The organism is Streptomyces sp. CC0208 (genome assembly GCF_003443735.1).
GTDB lineage: Bacteria > Actinomycetota > Actinomycetes > Streptomycetales > Streptomycetaceae > Streptomyces > Streptomyces sviceus.
Window position 1 is genome coordinate 3,695,861 of record NZ_CP031969.1, and the last position, 19,543, is coordinate 3,715,403.

16 protein-coding genes and 1 pseudogene are annotated in these 19,543 nt (G+C 68.7%); 2 read left to right on the top strand and 15 right to left on the bottom strand.

What is annotated here, in order from left to right; all coding sequences use genetic code 11:
* Window positions 1-15: 15 nt before the first annotated feature.
* Genes nuoN through D1369_RS16790 form a run of 14 tightly spaced genes read right to left on the bottom strand, consistent with a single transcriptional unit; the run spans window position 16 to window position 16,087 of the window.
* A complete protein-coding gene (gene nuoN, locus D1369_RS16725; protein WP_007383974.1) occupies window positions 16-1,665 on the bottom strand; it encodes an NADH-quinone oxidoreductase subunit NuoN in 1,650 nt (549 codons plus the stop codon).
* A complete protein-coding gene (locus tag D1369_RS16730; RefSeq protein WP_007383973.1) occupies window positions 1,662-3,233 on the bottom strand; it encodes an NADH-quinone oxidoreductase subunit M in 1,572 nt (523 codons plus the stop codon). The genes nuoN and D1369_RS16730 overlap by 4 nt, the downstream gene beginning before the upstream one ends.
* Before the next feature lie 5 nt (window positions 3,234-3,238).
* On the bottom strand, window positions 3,239-5,203 hold the full coding sequence (nuoL, locus tag D1369_RS16735) for an NADH-quinone oxidoreductase subunit L (RefSeq protein ID WP_007383972.1): 1,965 nt from the start codon (window positions 5,201-5,203) through the stop codon (window positions 3,239-3,241).
* Window positions 5,204-5,217: 14 nt separating this feature from the next.
* The gene (gene nuoK / locus D1369_RS16740; protein WP_003974374.1) at window positions 5,218-5,517 is read right to left on the bottom strand and encodes an NADH-quinone oxidoreductase subunit NuoK; all 300 of its coding nucleotides are present in this window, start codon (window positions 5,515-5,517) and stop codon (window positions 5,218-5,220) included.
* Window positions 5,514-6,371 (bottom strand): NADH-quinone oxidoreductase subunit J, encoded by an 858-nt coding sequence (locus D1369_RS16745; protein ID WP_007383971.1) that lies wholly within the window; start codon window positions 6,369-6,371, stop codon window positions 5,514-5,516. The genes nuoK and D1369_RS16745 overlap by 4 nt, the downstream gene beginning before the upstream one ends.
* Window positions 6,368-7,009, bottom strand: a complete 642-nt coding sequence (nuoI, locus tag D1369_RS16750) for an NADH-quinone oxidoreductase subunit NuoI (RefSeq protein WP_020120587.1) — start codon at window positions 7,007-7,009, stop codon at window positions 6,368-6,370. Before nuoI ends, D1369_RS16745 begins: the two co-directional genes overlap by 4 nt.
* On the bottom strand, window positions 7,002-8,378 hold the full coding sequence (gene nuoH, locus D1369_RS16755; RefSeq protein WP_007383969.1) for an NADH-quinone oxidoreductase subunit NuoH: 1,377 nt from the start codon (window positions 8,376-8,378) through the stop codon (window positions 7,002-7,004). Before nuoH ends, nuoI begins: the two co-directional genes overlap by 8 nt.
* Window positions 8,375-10,879, bottom strand: coding sequence for an NADH-quinone oxidoreductase subunit G (locus D1369_RS16760; RefSeq protein ID WP_118082512.1), 2,505 nt, complete (start codon window positions 10,877-10,879; stop codon window positions 8,375-8,377). Before D1369_RS16760 ends, nuoH begins: the two co-directional genes overlap by 4 nt.
* Window positions 10,876-12,225, bottom strand: coding sequence for an NADH-quinone oxidoreductase subunit NuoF (gene nuoF / locus D1369_RS16765; protein ID WP_007383968.1), 1,350 nt, complete (start codon window positions 12,223-12,225; stop codon window positions 10,876-10,878). Before nuoF ends, D1369_RS16760 begins: the two co-directional genes overlap by 4 nt.
* A complete protein-coding gene (gene nuoE, locus D1369_RS16770) occupies window positions 12,222-13,103 on the bottom strand; it encodes an NADH-quinone oxidoreductase subunit NuoE (protein ID WP_007383967.1) in 882 nt (293 codons plus the stop codon). The genes nuoF and nuoE overlap by 4 nt, the downstream gene beginning before the upstream one ends.
* Window positions 13,100-14,422 carry an NADH-quinone oxidoreductase subunit D gene (locus tag D1369_RS16775; protein ID WP_007383966.1) on the bottom strand — a complete coding sequence of 441 codons (1,323 nt, stop codon included), beginning with the start codon at window positions 14,420-14,422 and terminating at the stop codon, window positions 13,100-13,102. The genes nuoE and D1369_RS16775 overlap by 4 nt, the downstream gene beginning before the upstream one ends.
* Window positions 14,419-15,162: an NADH-quinone oxidoreductase subunit C gene (locus D1369_RS16780; protein ID WP_007383965.1), complete on the bottom strand. Its 744-nt coding sequence runs from the start codon at window positions 15,160-15,162 to the stop codon at window positions 14,419-14,421. Before D1369_RS16780 ends, D1369_RS16775 begins: the two co-directional genes overlap by 4 nt.
* Window positions 15,159-15,713 carry an NADH-quinone oxidoreductase subunit B gene (locus D1369_RS16785; protein WP_007383964.1) on the bottom strand — a complete coding sequence of 185 codons (555 nt, stop codon included), beginning with the start codon at window positions 15,711-15,713 and terminating at the stop codon, window positions 15,159-15,161. The genes D1369_RS16780 and D1369_RS16785 overlap by 4 nt, the downstream gene beginning before the upstream one ends.
* A 14-nt stretch (window positions 15,714-15,727) precedes the next feature.
* Window positions 15,728-16,087 (bottom strand): NADH-quinone oxidoreductase subunit A, encoded by a 360-nt coding sequence (locus tag D1369_RS16790; protein ID WP_007383963.1) that lies wholly within the window; start codon window positions 16,085-16,087, stop codon window positions 15,728-15,730.
* 734 nt (window positions 16,088-16,821) lie between these two features.
* Here D1369_RS16790 and D1369_RS16795 point away from each other — a divergent pair.
* Both D1369_RS16795 and D1369_RS16800 read left to right on the top strand, forming a co-directional pair.
* A complete protein-coding gene (locus tag D1369_RS16795; RefSeq protein ID WP_037901082.1) occupies window positions 16,822-17,628 on the top strand; it encodes a C40 family peptidase in 807 nt (268 codons plus the stop codon).
* Window positions 17,629-17,756: 128 nt separating this feature from the next.
* Window positions 17,757-18,140: pseudogene (locus D1369_RS16800) on the top strand (peptide deformylase); the annotation flags it as partial.
* Between the two features lie 69 nt (window positions 18,141-18,209).
* Here D1369_RS16800 and D1369_RS16805 read toward each other — a convergent pair.
* The gene (locus tag D1369_RS16805) at window positions 18,210-19,496 is read right to left on the bottom strand and encodes a geranylgeranyl reductase family protein (protein WP_007383960.1); all 1,287 of its coding nucleotides are present in this window, start codon (window positions 19,494-19,496) and stop codon (window positions 18,210-18,212) included.
* Between the last annotated feature and the right edge of the window lie 47 nt (window positions 19,497-19,543).

Sequence of the window (19,543 nt, forward strand, 5' to 3'; positions counted from 1 at the left end):
TTCTGTCCTCCCAGGTCAGCGCACGAACACTCCCGCCTGGTTCGCCAGGTCCAGGAAGTACTGCGGTGCCACACCGAGCACCAGGGTGACCGCCACGCCGACCCCGATCGCCGTCATCGTCAGCGGCGACGGCACGGCGACCGTCGGTCCCTCCGGACGCGGTTCGCTGAAGAACATCAGCACGATCACGCGGATGTAGAAGAACGCCGCGATGGCCGACGAGATCACACCGACCACGACGAGCGGCGCCGCGCCGCCCTCCGCCGCCGCCTTGAACACGGCGAACTTCCCGGCGAAGCCGGAGGTCAGCGGGATACCGGCGAAGGCCAGCAGGAACACCGCGAACACGGCGGCCACCAGCGGCGAACGACGGCCCAGCCCCGCCCACTTGGACAGGTGCGTCGCCTCACCACCGGCATCGCGGACCAGCGTGACCACGGCGAACGCGCCGATCGTCACGAACGAGTACGCGGCCAGGTAGAAGAGGACCGACGACACCCCGTCCGGCGTGGTCGCGATGACACCGGCGAGGATGAATCCGGCGTGCGCGATCGACGAGTACGCCAGCAGCCGCTTGATGTCGGTCTGGGTGATCGCGACGATCGCACCGCCGAGCATGGTGACGATCGCGACGGCCCACATGACCGGCCGCCAGTCCCAGCGCAGGCCCGGCAGGACGACGTAGAGGATCCTGAGCAGCGCGCCGAAGGCGGCCACCTTGGTCGCCGCCGCCATGAAACCGGTGACCGGCGTCGGCGCCCCCTGGTAGACGTCCGGGGTCCACATGTGGAACGGGACCGCGCCCACCTTGAACAGCAGCCCCATGACGATCATCGCGGCGCCGATCAGCAGCAGCGCGTCGTTGCCCATGGTGTCGGCGAGCGCCGGGTCCACGGTGCCGATGGTCCCGTCGACGACCTTCGCGATGGTGCCGTACGACACCGAGCCCGCGTAGCCGTACAGCAGCGCGATGCCGAACAGGGTGAACGCGGAGGCGAACGAGCCGAGCAGGAAGTACTTGACCGCGGCCTCCTGCGACATGAGCCGCTTGCGGCGGGCCAGCGCGCACAGCAGGTACAGCGGGAGCGAGAAGACTTCCAGGGCCACGAACAGCGTCAGCAGGTCGTTGGCGGCCGGGAAGATCAGCATGCCGGCGACCGCGAAGAGCAGCAGCGGGAACACCTCGGTGGTGGTGAACCCGGCCTTCACGGCCGCCTTCTCGCTGTCGCTGCCCGGCACCGAGGCGGCCTGCGCGGCGAACGAGTCAACGCGGTTGCCGTGTGTCTCGGGGTCGAGCCTGCGCTCGGCGAAGGTGAACAGGCCGACCAGGGACGCCAGCAGGATCGTGCCCTGGAGGAACAGGGCCGGTCCGTCGACGGCGATCGCGCCCATGGCGGCGATGCCCGCCTTGGTGGTGCCGTATCCGTCGGCGGCCAGGGCTACGACCGCCGCGAAGGCGGCGCACAGGGCCACGACGGAGACGAACAGCTGGGCGTAGTAACGGGACTTGCGCGGGACGAAGGCCTCGACCAGCACTCCGATGATCGCCGCGCCCAGGATGATCAGGGTGGGCGACAACTGCCCGTATTCGATCTTCGGCGCGTCGATCTTGGAGATCGGGTCGGCCGCGGTTGTCCACAGGCTGTGGACGACTGTCGCGCTCACTTGGCCGCCTCCACCTCGGGCTTGGGGTCCTTCTTGTGTACGTCGGACATGGTCGACTTCACCGCCGGGTTCACGATGTCCGTGACGGGCTTCGGATAGACGCCCAGGAAGATCAGCAGGACGACCAGCGGGGCCACGACCACGAGCTCACGCACGCGCAGGTCCGGCATCGCCGAGACCTCCGGCTTCACCGGGCCCGTCATCGTCCGCTGGTAGAGGACGAGGGTGTACAGCGCGGCGAGCACGATGCCGAAGGTCGCGATGATGCCGATCACCGGATAGCGCGCGAACGTGCCGACCAGGACCAGGAACTCACTGACGAAGGGCGCGAGTCCCGGCAGGGACAGGGTCGCGAGGCCGCCGATCAGGAAGGTGCCCGCGAGCACCGGGGCGACCTTCTGGACACCGCCGTAGTCGGCGATGAGCCGCGAGCCGCGCCGCGAGATCAGGAAGCCGGCCACCAGCATCAGCGCGGCCGTCGAGATCCCGTGGTTGACCATGTAGAGCGTCGCCCCGGACTGGCCCTGGCTGGTCATCGCGAAGATGCCCATGATGATGAAGCCGAAGTGCGAGATCGACGCGTAGGCCACCAGGCGCTTGATGTCCCGCTGGCCGACCGCGAGCAGCGCCCCGTAGATGATGCTGATCACCGCCAGGACGAGGATCGCGGGCGTCGCCCACTTGCTGGCCTCCGGGAAGAGCTGGAGGCAGAAGCGGAGCATCGCGAAGGTGCCCACCTTGTCGACGACCGCCGTGATGAGCACGGCGACCGGGGCGGTGGCCTCCCCCATCGCGTTGGGCAGCCAGGTGTGCAGCGGCCACAGGGGCGCCTTCACCGCGAAGGCGAAGAAGAACCCGAGGAACAGCCAGCGCTCGGTGTTGGTCGCCATGTCGAGCGTGCCGTTGGCCCGCGCCTCGGCGATCTCCTGAAGGCTGAAGTTCCCGGCGACGACATAGAGGCCGATCACCGCGGCCAGCATGATCAGACCGCCGACCAGGTTGTAGAGGAGGAACTTCACGGCGGCGTACGAGCGTTGGGCCGCCGCGTTCTCGTCCGAGCCCGCGTGGGCGCGGTCCCCGAAGCCCCCGATGAGGAAGTACATCGGGATCAGCATGGCTTCGAAGAAGATGTAAAACAGGAAGACGTCGGTGGCCTCGAAGGAGATGATCACCATCGCCTCGACGCCCAGGATCAGGGCGAAGAAGCCCTGCGTCGGCCGCCACCGCTTGCTTCCGGTCTCCAACGGGTCGGCGTCGTGCCAGCCCGCCAGGATGATGAACGGGATCAGCAGGGCGGTCAGCGCGAGGAGCGCCACCCCGATGCCGTCCACACCCAGCTCGTACCGGACGCCGAAGTCCGCGATCCAGGCGTGCGATTCGGTGAGCTGGTAGCGGGCGCCGTCCGGGTCGAAGCGGACCAGGACGACGATCGCGAGGGCGAGGGTGGCGATCGAGACGAGCAGCGCCAGCCACTTCGCGGCGGTGCGCCGGGCGGCCGGCACGGCGGCCGTGGCGATGGCCCCGATCGCCGGGAGCACCGCCGTCGCTGTCAGCAGAGGAAAGGACATCGGTATCAGACCGCCCTCATCAGCAGGGTCGCGGCGACGAGGATCGCCGCGCCGCCGAACATCGAGACCGCGTACGACCGCGCGTAGCCGTTCTGCAGCTTGCGCATCCGCCCGGACAGACCGCCGACCGAGGCCGCCGTGCCGTTGACCACGCCGTCGACCAGGGTGTGGTCGACGTACACCAGGGACCGTGTGAGGTGCTCTCCGCCGCGGACCAGGACGACGTGGTTGAAGTCGTCCTGGAGCAGGTCGCGCCGGGCGGCCCGGGTGAGCAGCGACCCGCGCGGGGCGACGACCGGGACGGGTTTGCGGCCGTACTGGGCCCAGGCGAGGGCGACGCCGATCAGCAGGCACACCATGGTGGCGCCGGTGACGGTGGCCGCGCTGAGCGGGGAGTCGCCCTCGCTGTGCCCGGTAACCGGCTCCAGCCAGTGCAGGAAGCGGTCGCCGATGCTGAAGAACCCGCCCGCGAAGACCGATCCGAAGGCCAGCACGATCATCGGGATCGTCATGGACTTCGGGGACTCGTGCGGGTGCGGTTCTGCGTGCTCGCCATGGTGTTCGGCCGCGGGCTCCGCACTGGGGGCCTCCGGGGAGCGGGTGGACTGGTTCTTCCAGCGCTCCTCCCCGAAGAACGTCATCAGCATCACGCGCGTCATGTAGAAGGCGGTGATGGCCGCGCCCAGCAGGGCGCAGGCGCCGAGGATCCAGCCCTCGGTGCCGCCCTTGGCGAAGGCCGCCTCGATGATCTTGTCCTTGGAGAAGAAGCCGGACAGGCCGGGGAAGCCGATGATGGCGAGGTAGCCGAGGCCGAACGTCACGAAGGTGACCGGCATGTACTTCCTGAGGCCGCCGTACTTCCGCATGTCGACCTCGTCGTTCATGCCGTGCATGACCGAACCGGCTCCCAGGAAGAGCCCGGCCTTGAAGAAGCCGTGCGTCACCAGGTGCATGATCGCGAAGACGTAGCCGATGGGGCCGAGGCCCGCGGCGAGGACCATGTAGCCGATCTGCGACATGGTCGAGCCGGCCAGTGCCTTCTTGATGTCGTCCTTCGCGCAACCGACGATCGCACCGAACAGGAGCGTGACGGCACCGACGACGGTGACGACGAGCTGGGCGTCCGGCGCGAGGTTGAAGATGTTGGCGGAGCGGACGATCAGGTAGACGCCCGCGGTCACCATGGTCGCCGCGTGGATGAGGGCCGAGACCGGGGTCGGGCCCTCCATGGCGTCCCCGAGCCAGGACTGCAGCGGCACCTGGGCCGACTTGCCGCAGGCGGCGAGCAGCAGCATCAGGGCGATGCCGGTGAGTGTCGCCTCGGAGGCGCCCTCGACGAGTCCGGGCTTTTCATGACTGCCGAGGACCGGGCCGAAGGCGAAGGTGCCGAAGGTCGTGAACATCAGCATGATCGCGATCGACAGGCCCATGTCGCCCACGCGGTTGACCAGGAATGCCTTCTTCGCGGCCGTCGCCGCGCTGGGCTTGTGCTGCCAGAAACCGATCAGCAGGTAGGAGGCGAGACCGACGCCCTCCCAGCCGACGTACAGCAGCAGGTAGTTGTCGGCGAGGACGAGCAACAGCATCGCCGCGAGGAACAGGTTCAGATAGCCGAAGAAGCGGCGGCGGCGCTCGTCGTGCTCCATGTACCCGATCGAGTACAGGTGGATCAGCGAGCCGACGCCGGTGATCAGCAGCACGAACGTCATCGACAGCTGGTCGAGACGGAAGGCGACGTCCGCCTGGAAGCCCTCGACGGGCACCCAGCTGAACAGGTGCTGGGTGAGCGTGCGGTGCGCGGCGTCCTTGCCGAGCAGGTCGGCGAAGAGGATGGCGCCGAACACGAAGGAGGCGCCGGCGAGCAAAGTGCCGATCCAGTGGCCGACGGCGTCCAGCCGCCGGCCGCCGGTCAGCAGGACCGCCGCTCCGAGCAGGGGCGCCGCGATGAGCAGCGCGATCAGGTTCTCCACGATTCAGCGACCCCTTACAGCTTCATCAGGCTGGCGTCGTCGACCGAGGCCGAGTGGCGGGAACGGAACAGCGACACGATGATCGCGAGCCCGACCACGACCTCCGCGGCGGCGACGACCATCGTGAAGAAGGCGATGATCTGGCCGTCGAGATTGCCGTGCATCCGGGAGAAGGCGACGAACGCGAGGTTGCAGGCGTTGAGCATGAGCTCGATGCACATGAACACGACGATGGCGTTGCGCCTGATCAGCACTCCGGTGGCGCCGATCGTGAACAACAGGGCGGCGAGGTAGAGGTAGTTGACCGGGTTCACTTCGACGCCTCCCTCTTGAAGGTGGCCGGTTCGATCTCGGTCCGCTCCAGGCGTTCCTCGGCGCGCTGCTCCAGCGCCTTGAGATCGTTGAGGGCTTCGGCGGACACGTCACGGATCTGACCGCGCTCGCGCAGTGTCTTGCTGACCGTGAGTTCGGACGGGGTGCCGTCGGGCAGCAGGCCCGCGATGTCCACCGCGTTGTGGCGGGCGTAGACGCCGGGGGCGGGCAGCGGCGGGACGTGCTTGCCCTCGCGGACGCGCCGCTCGGCCATCTCGCGCTGGGTGAGAGCGCGTTCGGTGCGCTCGCGGTGGGTGAGCACCATGGCGCCGACGGCGGCCGTGATCAGCAGGGCGCCGGTGATTTCGAAGGCGAAGACGTACTTGGTGAAGATGAGGGTCGCCAGGCCCTCCACATTGCCGCCCGCGTTGGCCTGGGTGAGGCCGTTGAACTGCTTGAGCGAGGCGTTGCCGATGCCGGCGAAGAGCAGGATGCCGAAGCCGAGCCCGCACAGCAGGGCCAGCCAGCGCTGGCCCTTGATGGTCTCCGTGAGGGAGTCCGCCGCGGTCACGCCGACGAGCATCACCACGAACAGGAACAGCATCATGATCGCGCCGGTGTAGACGACGATCTGGACGACGCCGAGGAAGTAGGCGCCGTTGGCGAGGTAGAACACCGCCAGAATGATCATGGTCCCGGCGAGACAGAGGGCGCTGTGCACGGCCTTCCTCATGAAGACGGTGCACAGGGCGCCGATCACGGCGACAGTGCCGAGGACCCAGAACTGGAAGGCCTCGCCGGTGGAGGTGTCGGCGGCCAGTGTCGTCGCGGCGGCGAGCTGGAGGGGTGCGGTCATCGCCCGATCACCTTCTCCGACGCCGGTTCGTCCGCACCGAAGGTGGAGTCGGCCTCCTGGACCACCTCGCCCTTGGAGACGGCGACCTGCGGCACGGTGCCGGGAGCGGCCTCCGTGACCAGGCCCCGGTAGTAGTCCTGCTCGTCCGTGCCGGGGTAGATGGCGTGGGGCGAGTCGACCATGCCCTCTTCGAGGCCGGCGAGCAACTGCTCCTTGGTGAAGATGAGGTTGGCGCGGCTGCTGTCGGCCAGCTCGAACTCGTTGGTCATCGTCAGCGCGCGCGTGGGGCAGGCCTCGATGCACAGCCCGCACAGGATGCAGCGGGCGTAGTTGATCTGGTAGACGCGGCCGTACCGCTCGCCCGGCGAGTAGCGCTCCTCGTCGGTGTTGTCGGCGCCCTCCACATAGATGGCGTCAGCGGGGCAGGCCCAGGCGCACAGCTCGCAGCCGACGCACTTCTCCAGGCCGTCCGGATGGCGGTTGAGCTGGTGCCGTCCGTGGAAGCGGGGAGCGGTGGTCTTCTGCTGCTCCGGGTACTGCTCGGTCAGCCGCTTCTTGAACATGGCCTTGAAGGTCACGCCGAAGCCGGCGACGGGGTTCATGAAACCGGGTTTGGTCTCCTTGGGCTCCTCAGCCATCGGACGCCTCCTTTCCATCCGTAGAACCAGTCAGCGGTCCGTCACTGTGAGTATCGGGCCCGCCACTGACAATCAGCTCCCGCTCCTGGCGCGAGCGGCGCCTGGGCACCGGCGGCAACTCCTGTCCGGGCAGCGGCGGGACGGGGAATCCGCCCGCCATCGGGTCGAATCCGGCCGGCTGTTCGGCGGGCTCCGCGGCCGCCTTCGACTTCTCACGGAACATGTCGGCGACGAAGGAGAGCAGCAGCAGGACCAGGACTCCGCCACCGACGTAGAGGGCGATGTCGGCGAAGTCGTAGTTCTCGTTGCGCAGCGTCCGCACGGTCGCGACGAGCATCAGCCACACCACGGAGACCGGGATGAGGACCTTCCAGCCGAGCTTCATCAACTGGTCGTAGCGGACCCGCGGGAGCGTGCCGCGCAGCCAGATGAAGAAGAACAGCAGCAGCTGCACCTTGATCACGAACCAGAGCAGCGGCCACCAGCCGTGGTTCGCGCCCTCCCAGAAGGTGCTGATGGGCCAGGGGGCCCGCCAGCCGCCCAGGAAGAGCGTGGTGGTCACGGCCGACACCGTCACCATGTTCACGTACTCGGCGAGCATGAACAGCGCGAACTTGATCGACGAGTACTCGGTGTTGAAGCCGCCGACCAGGTCGCCCTCGGACTCCGGCATGTCGAAGGGGGCGCGGTTGGTCTCGCCGACCATGGTGATGACGTAGATGATGAAGGAGACCGGCAGCAGGACGATGTACCAGCGGTCCTGCTGCGCCTCGACGATCGCCGAGGTCGACATCGACCCGGAGTAGAGGAACACCGAGGCGAAGGCGGCGCCCATGGCGATCTCGTACGAGATCATCTGCGCGCACGAGCGCAGGCCGCCGAGCAGCGGATACGTCGATCCGGAGCTCCAGCCCGCCAGGACGATGCCGTAGATACCGACCGAGGCGACCGCGAGGATGTAGAGCATCGCGATCGGCAGGTCGGTGAGCTGCATCGTCGTGCGGTGGCCGAAGATCGAGACCTCGTTGCCGGACGGGCCGAAGGGGATCACCGCGATCGCCATGAAGGCCGGGATGGCCGCGACGATCGGCGCGAGGACGTAGACGACCTTGTCCGCGCGTTTGACGATGACGTCTTCCTTGAGCATCAGCTTCACGCCGTCGGCGAGCGACTGGAGCATGCCCCAGGGGCCGTGCCGGTTGGGGCCGATGCGCAGCTGCATCCAGGCGACGACCTTGCGCTCCCACACGATGGAGAACAGCACGGTCACCATCAGGAACGCGAAACAGAAGACGGCCTTGACGACGACCAGCCACCAGGGGTCGGTGCCGAACATCGAGAGGTCTTCCGCGGCGAGGTACGGGCTCATGCCTCCACCTCCTTGGGGACTTCGGCTGCGAGCGTCGCCGGGCCGATGTGGACGAGGGAGCCGGGCACCACCCCGGCGTCGGAGGCGACGCCCGCGCCGGTGGAGTTCAGCGGGAGCCAGACCACGCGGTCGGGCATCTCGGTGATCTGCAGCGGCAGTTCGACGACTCCGGTCTTGCCGGTCACGGCGAGGAGGTCGCCGTCCTTGACGCCCACCTCGGCGGCCGTCGCGGCGGACACCCGCGCGTGTGCCGCGTGCCGGGTCCCGGCGAGCGCCTCGTCGCCCTGCTGGAGCAGACCCTGGTCGAGCAGCAGCCGGTGTCCGGCCAGGACGGCCTCTCCGGCGGCGGGCCGCGGCAACTGGGCCCCGGTCTCGAAGGGTTCGGTGCCGCGCGGTCCGTCCCAGGGGCCGAGCCGGTCGATCTCCGCGCGCGTGGTGCGCAGATCCGGCAGACCCAGGTGTACGTCCATGGCGTCGGCCAGCATCTGGAGTACCCGTGCGTCGGTGGGCGCGAGCCGGCGGGTCATCTGGTCGGGCTTGAGCGCGGCCTCGAAGAAGCGCACCCTGCCCTCCCAGTTGAGGAAGGTGCCGGCCTTCTCGGCCACCGCGGCCACCGGCAGGACGACGTCCGCGTGCTCGGTGACCTCACCGGGACGCAGTTCCAGCGACACCACGAACCCGGCCTCCTGGAGCGCTGCACGCGCGCGTGCCGGATCGGGCAGGTCCGCGAGCTCGACGCCCGCGACCACCAGGGCCTGGAGCTCGCCGGACATCGCGGCCTCGACGATCTGACCGGTGTCCCGGCCGTAGCGGTGCGGGAGTTCGGCCATGCCCCAGACGGAGGCGACCTCGTCACGCGCGCGCGGGTCGGTGGCCGGACGCCCGCCCGGCAGCAGCGACGGCAGCGCGCCCGCTTCGAGGGCGCCGCGCTCTCCGGCCCGCCGCGGGATCCACACCAGCTGCGCGCCGGTCGCGGAGGCGGCCCGTACGGCGGCGGTCAGTCCGCCCTTCACGGCGGCCAGCCGCTCGCCGACGACGATCACCGCGCCCGCGGTGCGCAGCGCCTCGGCGGCCCTGCTGCCGTCGTCCTCCAGACCGACTCCGCCGGCCAGCGCGTCCAGCCACTCGGTCTCGGTGCCGGGGGCAGCGGGCAGCAGCGTGCCGCCCGCCTTCTCCAGACCGCGCGTGGCGTAGGTGGCGAGCGAGAAGACCTTCTGGCCGTGCTTGCGCCAGGCCTTGCGCAGCCTCAGGAAGACGCCGGGGGCTTCCTCCTCGGCCTCGAATCCCACCAGCAGGACCGCCGGCGCCTTCTCCAGAGCGGAGTACGTCACGCCCGTACCGTCGAGGTCACGGCCGCGGCCGGCGACCTGCGCGGCCAGGAAGTCGGCCTCCTCGCTGCTGTGCACGCGCGCGCGGAAGTCGATGTCGTTGGTGTCGAGCGCCACGCGCGCGAACTTGCTGTACGCGTAGGCGTCCTCGATGGTGAGGCGGCCGCCGGTGAGGACACCGGCCCGGCCGCGCGAGGCGAGCAGACCCTGGGCCGCGATCTGGAGCGCCTCCGGCCAGGACGCCGGCACCAGCTCGCCCTCGGGGTTGCGCACCAGCGGGTGCTCCAGCCGGTCCCGTTGCTGGGCGTACCGGAAGGCGAAGCGCCCCTTGTCGCAGATCCACTCCTCGTTGACCTCGGGGTCGTTGGCCGCGAGCTTGCGCATGACCTTGCCGCGCCGGTGGTCGGTGCGGGTGGCGCAGCCGCCAGAGCAGTGCTCGCACACGCTCGGGGAGGACACCAGGTCGAAGGGGCGGGAGCGGAATCGGTACGCCGCCGAGGTGAGCGCGCCGACCGGGCAGATCTGGATGGTGTTGCCGGAGAAGTACGACTCGAAGGGGTCGCCCTCGCCGGTGCCGACCTGCTGGAGCGCGCCCCGCTCGATCAGTTCGATCATGGGGTCGCCCGCGACCTGGTTGGAGAAGCGGGTGCAGCGGGCGCACAGCACGCACCGCTCGCGGTCGAGCAGCACCTGGGTGGAGATCGGGACGGGCTTCTCGTAGGTCCGCTTCTTGCCTTCGAAGCGGGACTCGGCCTGACCGTGGGACATGGCCTGGTTCTGCAGGGGGCACTCGCCGCCCTTGTCGCAGACCGGGCAGTCCAGGGGGTGGTTGATGAGGAGGAGCTCCATCACACCGTGCTGGGCCTTCTCGGCGACCGGCGAGGTGAGGTGGGTCTTCACCACCATGCCGTCGGTGCAGGTGATGGTGCAGGAGGCCATCGGCTTGCGCTGGCCCTCGACCTCGACGATGCACTGGCGGCAGGCGCCGGCCGGGTCGAGGAGGGGGTGGTCGCAGAACCGGGGGATCTCGATGCCGAGCTGTTCGGCGGCCCGGATGACCAGGGTGCCCTTGGGCACGCTGATCTCGGCGCCGTCGATCGTCAGCGAGACGAGATCCTCCGGCGGGACCGCCGCCTCTCCCCCGCCCGAGGGAGTGCTGGTGGTCACGGTCATGCGTTCACCTCCGTGCGGTCGGCCCAGGCCGTCGACTTGGCCGGGTCGAAGGGGCAGCCGCGGCCCGTGATGTGCTGCTCGTACTCCTCGCGGAAGTACTTGAGCGAGGAGAAGATCGGCGAGGCGGCGCCGTCGCCGAGGGCGCAGAACGACTTGCCGTTGATGTTGTCGGCGATGTCGTTGAGCTTGTCGAGGTCGGACATGACGCCCTTGCCGGCCTCGATGTCGCGCAGCAACTGCACGAGCCAGTAGGTGCCTTCACGGCACGGGGTGCACTTGCCGCAGGACTCGTGGGCGTAGAACTCGGTCCAGCGGGTGACGGCGCGGACGACGCAGGTCGTCTCGTCGAAGCACTGCAGGGCCTTGGTGCCGAGCATGGAACCGGCGGCGCCGACGCCCTCATAGTCCAGGGGGACGTCGAGGTGCTCCTCGGTGAACATCGGCGTCGAGGAGCCGCCGGGCGTCCAGAACTTCAGCCGGTGGCCCGGCCGCATCCCGCCGCTCATCTCCAGGAGTTGCCGCAGGGTGATGCCGAGCGGTGCCTCGTACTGGCCGGGGCTCGCGACGTGCCCGCTGAGCGAGTACAGCGTGAAGCCCGGGGACTTCTCGCTGCCCATCGACCTGAACCAGTCTTTCCCCCTTTGGAGGATCGCGGGAACCGACGCGATCGACTCCACGTTATTCACAACAGTCGGGCAGGCGTAGAGGCCCGCGACCGCAGGAAAGGGGGGACGGAGCCGCGGTTGACCACGGCGGCCTTCGAGCGAGTCGAGCAGTGCGGTCTCCTCACCGCAGATGTACGCGCCGGCGCCCGCGTGCACGGTGATGTCGAGATCGAGGCCGCTGCCCAGGATGTTCTGTCCGAGGTAGCCGGCCGCGTAGGCCTCGCTCACGGCCGAGTGCAACCGCCGCAGTACGGGGACGACTTCACCCCGCAGATAGATGAAGGCGTGCGAAGACCTGATGGCGTAACACGCGATGATCATGCCCTCGATGAGGCTGTGCGGGTTCGCGAAGAGGAGCGGGATGTCCTTGCAGGTCCCGGGCTCCGACTCGTCGGCGTTGACAACTAGATAGTGCGGCTTTCCATCTCCCTGCGGAATGAACTGCCATTTCATCCCGGTGGGGAATCCGGCGCCGCCGCGGCCGCGCAGGCCGGAGTCCTTGACGTACGCGATCAGGTCGTCCGGCGACATCGCGAGCGCCTTGCGGAGTCCCTCGTAGCCCTCGTGCCTCTGGTAGACGTCCAGCGTCCAGGACTTGTCCTCGTCCCAGAAGGCCGACAGCACGGGTGCGAGCAGCTTCTCGGGGCTGGTGTCTTTCAGTTCGGGTGCCAAGGTCATCACTCCCCCTCCTCGGCGGTGGGCCCGGCCGGGTGGGCCGGGTCGGAGGCCGACGTGTCCTGTGGCGCGTCGTGCGAACTCAGGTGCTCCGACGGGGACGGCTCGTGGGCGCCCCTGTCCTGCGGTGCGCCGTCGCGGTCCTGCGATGCTCCTTCGCGCGGATGGACCACGCGCGCGGGTGCGGTCTCTCCCCTGGCCAGGCGGAGGCCCACCAGCGACGCGGGTCCCGCCCCGCCGCTTGCCTCGACGGCCCCTGGCCGCTCGTCGGGGAAGCCGGCGAGGATCCGCGCGGTCTCCTTGAAGGTGCACAGCGGCGCCCCGCGCGTGGGCTCGACCGGACGCCCCGCGCGCAGGTCGTCGACGAGCCGCTTGGCGGTGGCCGGGGTCTGGTTGTCGAAGAACTCCCAGTTGACCATCACGACCGGCGCGAAGTCGCAGGCCGCGTTGCACTCGATGTGCTCCAGGGTGACCTTGCCGTCGTCGGTGGTCTCACCGTTGCCGACGCCCAGGTGCTCCTGGAGCTCGGTGAAGATCGCGTCGCCGCCCATCACCGCACAGAGGGTGTTGGTGCAGACCCCCACCTGGTAGTCGCCGGAGGGCTTGCGCCGGTACATGGTGTAGAAGGTGGCCACCGCGGTGACCTCGGCCGTGGTCAGCTCCAGCACGTCCGCGCAGAACCGCATGCCGGTGCGCGTGACATGTCCCTCCTCCGCCTGCACGAGATGCAGCAACGGCAGGAGCGCCGAGCGGGAGTCCGGGTAGCGGGCGATGATCTCGCGCGCGTCCGTCTCCAGGCGGGCTCGGACGTCGTCCGGGTAGGCGGGTGCGGGCAGTTCGGGCATGCCCAGGCTGACGCCCCGCTCGGAAGAACTGGTGGTCACCGGTCGACGCCTCCCATCACGGGGTCGATGGACGCGACAGCGACGATGACGTCGGCGACCTGGCCGCCCTCGCACATCGCCGCCATGGCCTGAAGGTTGGTGAAGGACGGGTCGCGGAAGTGGACCCGGAAGGGGCGGGTGCCGCCGTCGGACACGGCGTGCACCCCGAGTTCGCCCTTGGGTGACTCGACGGCCGCGTACGCCTGTCCCGGCGGCACGCGGAAGCCCTCGGTGACCAGCTTGAAGTGGTGGATCAGGGCCTCCATGGAGGTGCCCATGATCTTCTTGATGTGGTCGAGGGAGTTGCCGAGCCCGTCGGGGCCGAGCGCGAGCTGGGCGGGCCAGGCGATCTTCTTGTCGGCGACCATGACCGGTCCCGGCTGGAGCCGGTCCAGGCACTGCTCGATGATCCTGAGCGACTGGCGCATCTCCTCGAGCCGGATGAGGAAGCGGCCGTAGGAGTCGCAGGTGTCGGCGGTCGGGATGTCGAAGTCGAAGGTCTCGTAGCCGCAGTAGGGCTGTGCCTTGCGCAGGTCGTGCGGCAGGCCGGTGGAGCGCAGGATGGGGCCGGTGGCGCCGAGGGCCATGCAGCCCGCCAGGTCCAGATAGCCGACGTCCTGCATACGGGCCTTGAAGATGGGGTTCCCGGTGGCGAGCTTGTCGTACTCCGGGAGGTTCTTCTTCATCTTCTTCACGAACTCGCGGATGTGGTCCACCGCGCCGGGCGGCAGGTCCTGCGCGAGTCCGCCGGGGCGGATGTACGCGTGGTTCATCCGCAGGCCCGTGATGAGCTCGTAGATGTCGAGAATCATTTCACGATCACGGAATCCGTAGATCATGATCGTGGTGGCGCCGAGTTCCATGCCGCCGGTGGCGATGCACACCAGGTGCGAGGAGAGCCGGTTCAGCTCCATCAGGAGCACCCGGATGAGGGTGGCCCGGTCGGTGATCTGGTCCTCGATGCCGAGGAGCTTCTCGACGGCGAGGCAGTAGGCGGTCTCGTTGAAGAAGGACGTCAGGTAGTCCATGCGCGTCACGAACGTGGTGCCCTGCGTCCACGTGCGGAACTCGAGGTTCTTCTCGATGCCGGTGTGCAGGTAGCCGATGCCGCAGCGGGCCTCGGTGACCGTCTCGCCGTCGATCTCCAGGATCAGGCGGAGCACCCCGTGGGTGGAGGGGTGCTGGGGCCCCATGTTGACGACGATGCGCTCGTCGTCGGCCTTGGCCGCGCTCTGGACGACCTCGTCCCAGTCGCCACCGGTGACCGTGTAGACGGTGCCCTCGGTGGTCTCGCGCGGAGTTGCGTGCTGCGTGCTCATGAGTAGGACCTCCGCTGGTCCGGAGCCGGGATCTGGGCGCCCTTGTACTCGACGGGGATGCCGCCGAGGGGGTAGTCCTTGCGCTGCGGGTGGCCCTGCCAGTCGTCCGGCATCATGATCCGCGTCAGGGCCGGGTGGCCGTCGAAGACGATCCCGAAGAAGTCGTAGGTCTCGCGCTCGTGCCAGTCGTTGGTCGGGTACACCGAGACCAGCGACGGGATGTGCGGGTCGGCGTCCGGCGCGCTGACCTCCAGGCGGATCAGCCGGTTGTGGGTGATCGAGCGCAGGTGGTAGACGGCGTGCAGCTCGCGGCCCTTGTCGTGGAGATAGTGGACCCCGCTGACGCCGGTGCAGAGCTCGAAGCGCAGGGCCGGGTCGTCGCGCAGGGTCTGTGCGACGCGCAGCAGGTGCTCGCGCTCGATGTGGAAGGTGATCTCGCCGCGGTCGACGACCGTCTTCTCGATGGCGTTGCCGGGGAGCAGTCCCTGTTCCTCCAGAGCGCCTTCCAGTTCGTCGGCGACCTCGTCGAACCAGCCGCCGTAGGGGCGGGCCGCCGGCCCCGGGAGGCGGATCGAGCGGACCAGGCCGCCGTAGCCGGAGGTGTCGCCGCCGTTGTCGGCGCCGAACATGCCGCGCTGGACGCGGATCTCCTCACCTCCCTCGCCGCGCTGGCCGGGGAGGTTGGAGCCGCTCAGCTCCTTCTCCGGGTTGGCTCCGTTGGTGCCGTTCGCGTCGCTCACCGCAGCAGCCCCTTCATCTCGATCGTGGGCAGGGCCTTGAGCGCCGCCTCCTCCGCCTCGCGGGCCGCCTCCTCGGCGTTCACGCCGAGCTTGGAGGACTGGATCTTCTGGTGGAGCTTGAGAATGGCGTCCATCAGCATCTCCGGCCGTGGCGGGCAGCCGGGCAGATAGATGTCGACCGGGACGATGTGGTCGACGCCCTGCACGATCGCGTAGTTGTTGAACATGCCGCCCGAGGAGGCGCAGACCCCCATGGAGATGACCCACTTGGGGTTCGGCATCTGGTCGTAGACCTGCCTGAGTACCGGCGCCATCTTCTGGCTGACCCGGCCGGCGACGATCATGAGGTCCGCCTGGCGGGGTGAGCCGCGGAAGACCTCCATGCCGAAGCGGGCCAGGTCGTAGCGTCCGGCGCCGGTGGTCATCATCTCGATGGCACAGCAGGCGAGGCCGAAGGTGGCCGGGAAGACGGACGCCTTGCGCACCCAGCCCGCGGCCTGCTCGACGGTGGTCAGCAGGAAACCGCTCGGCAGCTTTTCTTCGAGTCCCATGAGTTAAAGGCCCCTCAGTCCCATTCCAGGCCGCCGCGCCGCCATACGTACGCGTACGCGACGAAGACGGTGAGCACGAAGAGCAGCATCTCCACGAGCCCGAAAACACCCAGGGCGTCGAAGGTGACGGCCCAGGGGTAGAGGAAGACGATCTCGATGTCGAAGACGATGAAGAGCATCGCCGTCAGGTAGTACTTGATGGGGAAGCGCCCGCCGCCGGCCGGCGTGGGGGTCGGCTCGATCCCGCACTCGTAGGCCTCGAGCTTGGCCCGGTTGTACCGCTTCGGACCGATCAGCGTGGCCATGACCACGGAGAAGATCGCAAAGCCTGCCCCGAGGGCTCCCAGTACGAGGATGGGCGCATAAGCGTTCACCGCTCCTCGCTCCTCTCAGTCGGCACTGACTGCTGGCGATGGCATCGGACTCACACCCCACTCATACGTCCCTCTGACCTCCGTCCGTCCCGACGAAGATCGCGAACATGTGAAGCAGGTCACAAGCCCAACTGACCCGCATCTTATGCCCGCCGGTCTGTGATCTGCGACACGGGGTATTGCACAAGCTTTGTGATCTCCACCACCAGACGAAGGATCATGAAGTCGGATCAGCGGTGATCTTCATACGAGAAGCGTCCGAGTGATCACCAGAGGTGACATTTCCGCTAGTCGGCGCAGGCCGGGAGAGGCGTCTCCATATCAAGAGGGTTCCCCTGCATGCAAATTGGCGGTGGACGCGGGGGCTTGATAGTGGACGGCGTTCACACATCAGAGGGAGGCGCGAGGACGGGTGTGGACACGTGCACACATTCACGAGCGTCGGCCGGCTTCGGACGCAGCCCTCGCCGTAACCGTTGCGTGACCTCCGCCACACCCATGAGAGATCCATAAGAAGGGGGCTTGGCCATCGGGCCCAACCGATGGTAGCTGCGGGGCAATTCGGGCGTAACAGCGAAAGGCCATGATCACAGCCATGATCACGAGAGTCCGCAATGTCCGTTACGGCGTCAATAAAGAGTGAGCCGCCGGGTATTCGGGCCGCCGATTGAACAACTGTGGCGCACCACACGTTTCTTGAAGGTATGGAGGAGCCCCTGATACCAGTTGGTCTCATGTCCCACACCGCTCACATACGCAGCCACCGGAAACCCCGCCGCAGCGCGACGACTTCGATCGCCGTGCGTGCCGGAGTCGCCGGTGGCGTGCTCAGCATGGCAGCGGCGGGCGCGTCGGCTTCGGCGTTCGCCGCCGAGTCGACGACGCAGACCCTCGAACTGCCCACCCTGTCGGCCGACCTGGGCAGCCAGGTCGCCGAGTCCGCCGACGCGATGCAGCAGGCCGCCGCCAACTACCAGCTGCAGGCCGAGCGTGACGCGGCGGCCGCAAAGGCCGCGAAGCAGGCCAAGGCGGACCTCGCGGAGGCCAAGAAGAAGGCGGAGGCCAAGAAGAAGGCCGAGGAGGCACGCAGGGCCGCCGCTGAGGAGGCCGCCTCGCGCAGCTCCCAGCGGACCACCCTGTCCGCCTCGGCGAGCGCCAGTGTCTCCACGAGCTCGTCCACGGCCACCGGTTCGGCCGCGGCCGTCATCGCCTTCGTGAAGGCGCAGGTCGGTGACGCCTACGTCTCCGGCGGCACCGGCCCCAACTCGTGGGACTGCTCGGGCCTCGTGCAGGCCGCGTTCAGCCAGATCGGCATCGACCTGCCGCGCGTCTCGCAGGACCAGTCGACCGCGGGCACCCAGGTCTCGCTGAACAACCTCCAGCCGGGCGACATCCTGTACTGGGGCAGCGCGGGCAGCGCGTACCACGTGGCGGTGTACGTGGGCGACGGCATGTTCGTCGGCGCGCAGAACCCCTCGACCGGTGTGGCCGAGAAGCCGCTGTCCTACGACCCGCCGACCGGAGCGGTGCGGGTTCTCTGACCCCGTAACAGCTTGGTAGGGCCGCAGCCGCTCGGGGGCTGCGGCCCTGCTGGCTTCTGTGACCCCGGTCCCTGACGGAAACCCCGGCCTCCATCTCCCCCACCAGGAACCGTCCGTGGCCCAAGGCCGGGGCGGGCCTCGCGGCCAACCAGGTCGGCGTCGGTCTGCGGCTCTTCGTCTACGACTGCCCGGACGACGACGAAGTCCGGCATGTCGGGCACCTCGTCAACCCGGAGCTCGACCAGCTCGACCCGGCCGGGCGCAGGCTGCTCGACGACAGCGAGGGGTGTCTGTCGGGGCCGGGCGCCGTCATGGCCGTACCGCGTCCGGACCGGGCCGGGGGCCGGGGGTTCGACAGGGACGGCGAGCCGCTCGTGATCGAGGGGACCGGGTACTTCGCGGGCTGTCCGGCGCACGAGACGGACACGGCCAACATCGAGGCGCTGAACGGCGCTCAGGGCACCGTCAGCGCCTCAGGGAGTGGACCAGCGCCCACACCGACACCGCGATGAGGATGACGAACACGGGTAACGCGACCCCTACGTCCATCCCTCCACGGTGCTCCGTTCAAGGGGCTCCCGTCACGCCTTCGGCGCCACCTTGCTCAGCCCGTTGATGATCCGGTCCATCGCGTCGCCGCCCGTGGGGTCGGTGAGGTTGGCGAGCATCTTGAGGGTGAACTTCATGAGCAGCGGATGGGTCAGGCCGCGCTGGGCCGCGATCTTCATGACCTTCGGGTTGCCGATGAGCTTCACGAAGGCGCGGCCCAGCGTGTAGTAGCCGCCGTAGGTGTCCTTGAGGACCTGCGGGTAGCGCTGCAGGGCGATCTCCCGCTGGGCGGGCGTGGCGCGGGCGTGGGCCTGGACGATGACGTCGGCGGCGATCTGGCCGGACTCCATGGCGTAGGCGATGCCTTCGCCGTTGAAGGGGTTCACCATGCCGCCGGCGTCGCCGACCAGGAGCAGGCCCTTGGTGTAGTGCGGCTGGCGGTTGAAGGCCATCGGCAGGGCGGCACCGCGGATCGGGCCGGTCATGTTCTCCGGGGTGTAGCCCCAGTCCTCCGGCATGGAGGCGCACCAGGCCTTCAGCACCTCGCGCCAGTCCAGCTCCTTGAAGGAGTCGGAGGTGTTCAGGACGCCGAGGCCGACGTTGGAGGTGCCGTCGCCCATGCCGAAGATCCAGCCGTAGCCGGGCAGGAGGCGGTCCTCGCCGGGGCCGCGGCGGTCCCACAGCTCCAGCCAGGACTCCAGGTAGTCGTCCTCGTGGCGGGGGCTCTCGAAGTACGTCCGTACCGCGACGCCCATCGGGCGGTCCTCACGGCGGTGCAGGCCCATCGCGAGGGAGAGCCGGGTGGAGTTGCCGTCGGCGGCGACCACGAGGGGCGCGTGGAAGGTGACTTCGCGCTTCTCCTCGCCCAGCTTGGCGTGGACGCCGGTGATCCGCCCGGTGCGGTCGTCGACGATCGGGGCACCGACGTTGCAGCGCTCGTAGAGCCGCGCCCCGGCCTTCTGGGCCTGGCGGGCGAGCTGCTCGTCGAAGTCGTCGCGCTTGCGGACGAGGCCGTAGTCGGGGAAGGAGGCCAGTTCCGGCCAGTCGAGCTGGAGGCGTACGCCGCCGCCGATGATGCGGAGGCCCTTGTTCCGCAGCCAGCCGGCCTCTTCGGAGATGTCGATGCCCATGGCCACGAGCTGCTTGGTGGCACGCGGGGTCAGGCCGTCGCCGCAGACCTTCTCGCGCGGGAACTCGGTCTTCTCAAGGAGGAGGACGTCGAGTCCGGACTTGGCGAGGTGGTACGCGGTCGTGGAGCCGGCCGGCCCCGCGCCGACGACGATGACATCGGCGGTGTTCTCGGACAGGGGCTCGGTCACGGCGGGATCTCCCCAGGCTCGGAATCAAGTTCGGAATCAAGTTCTGA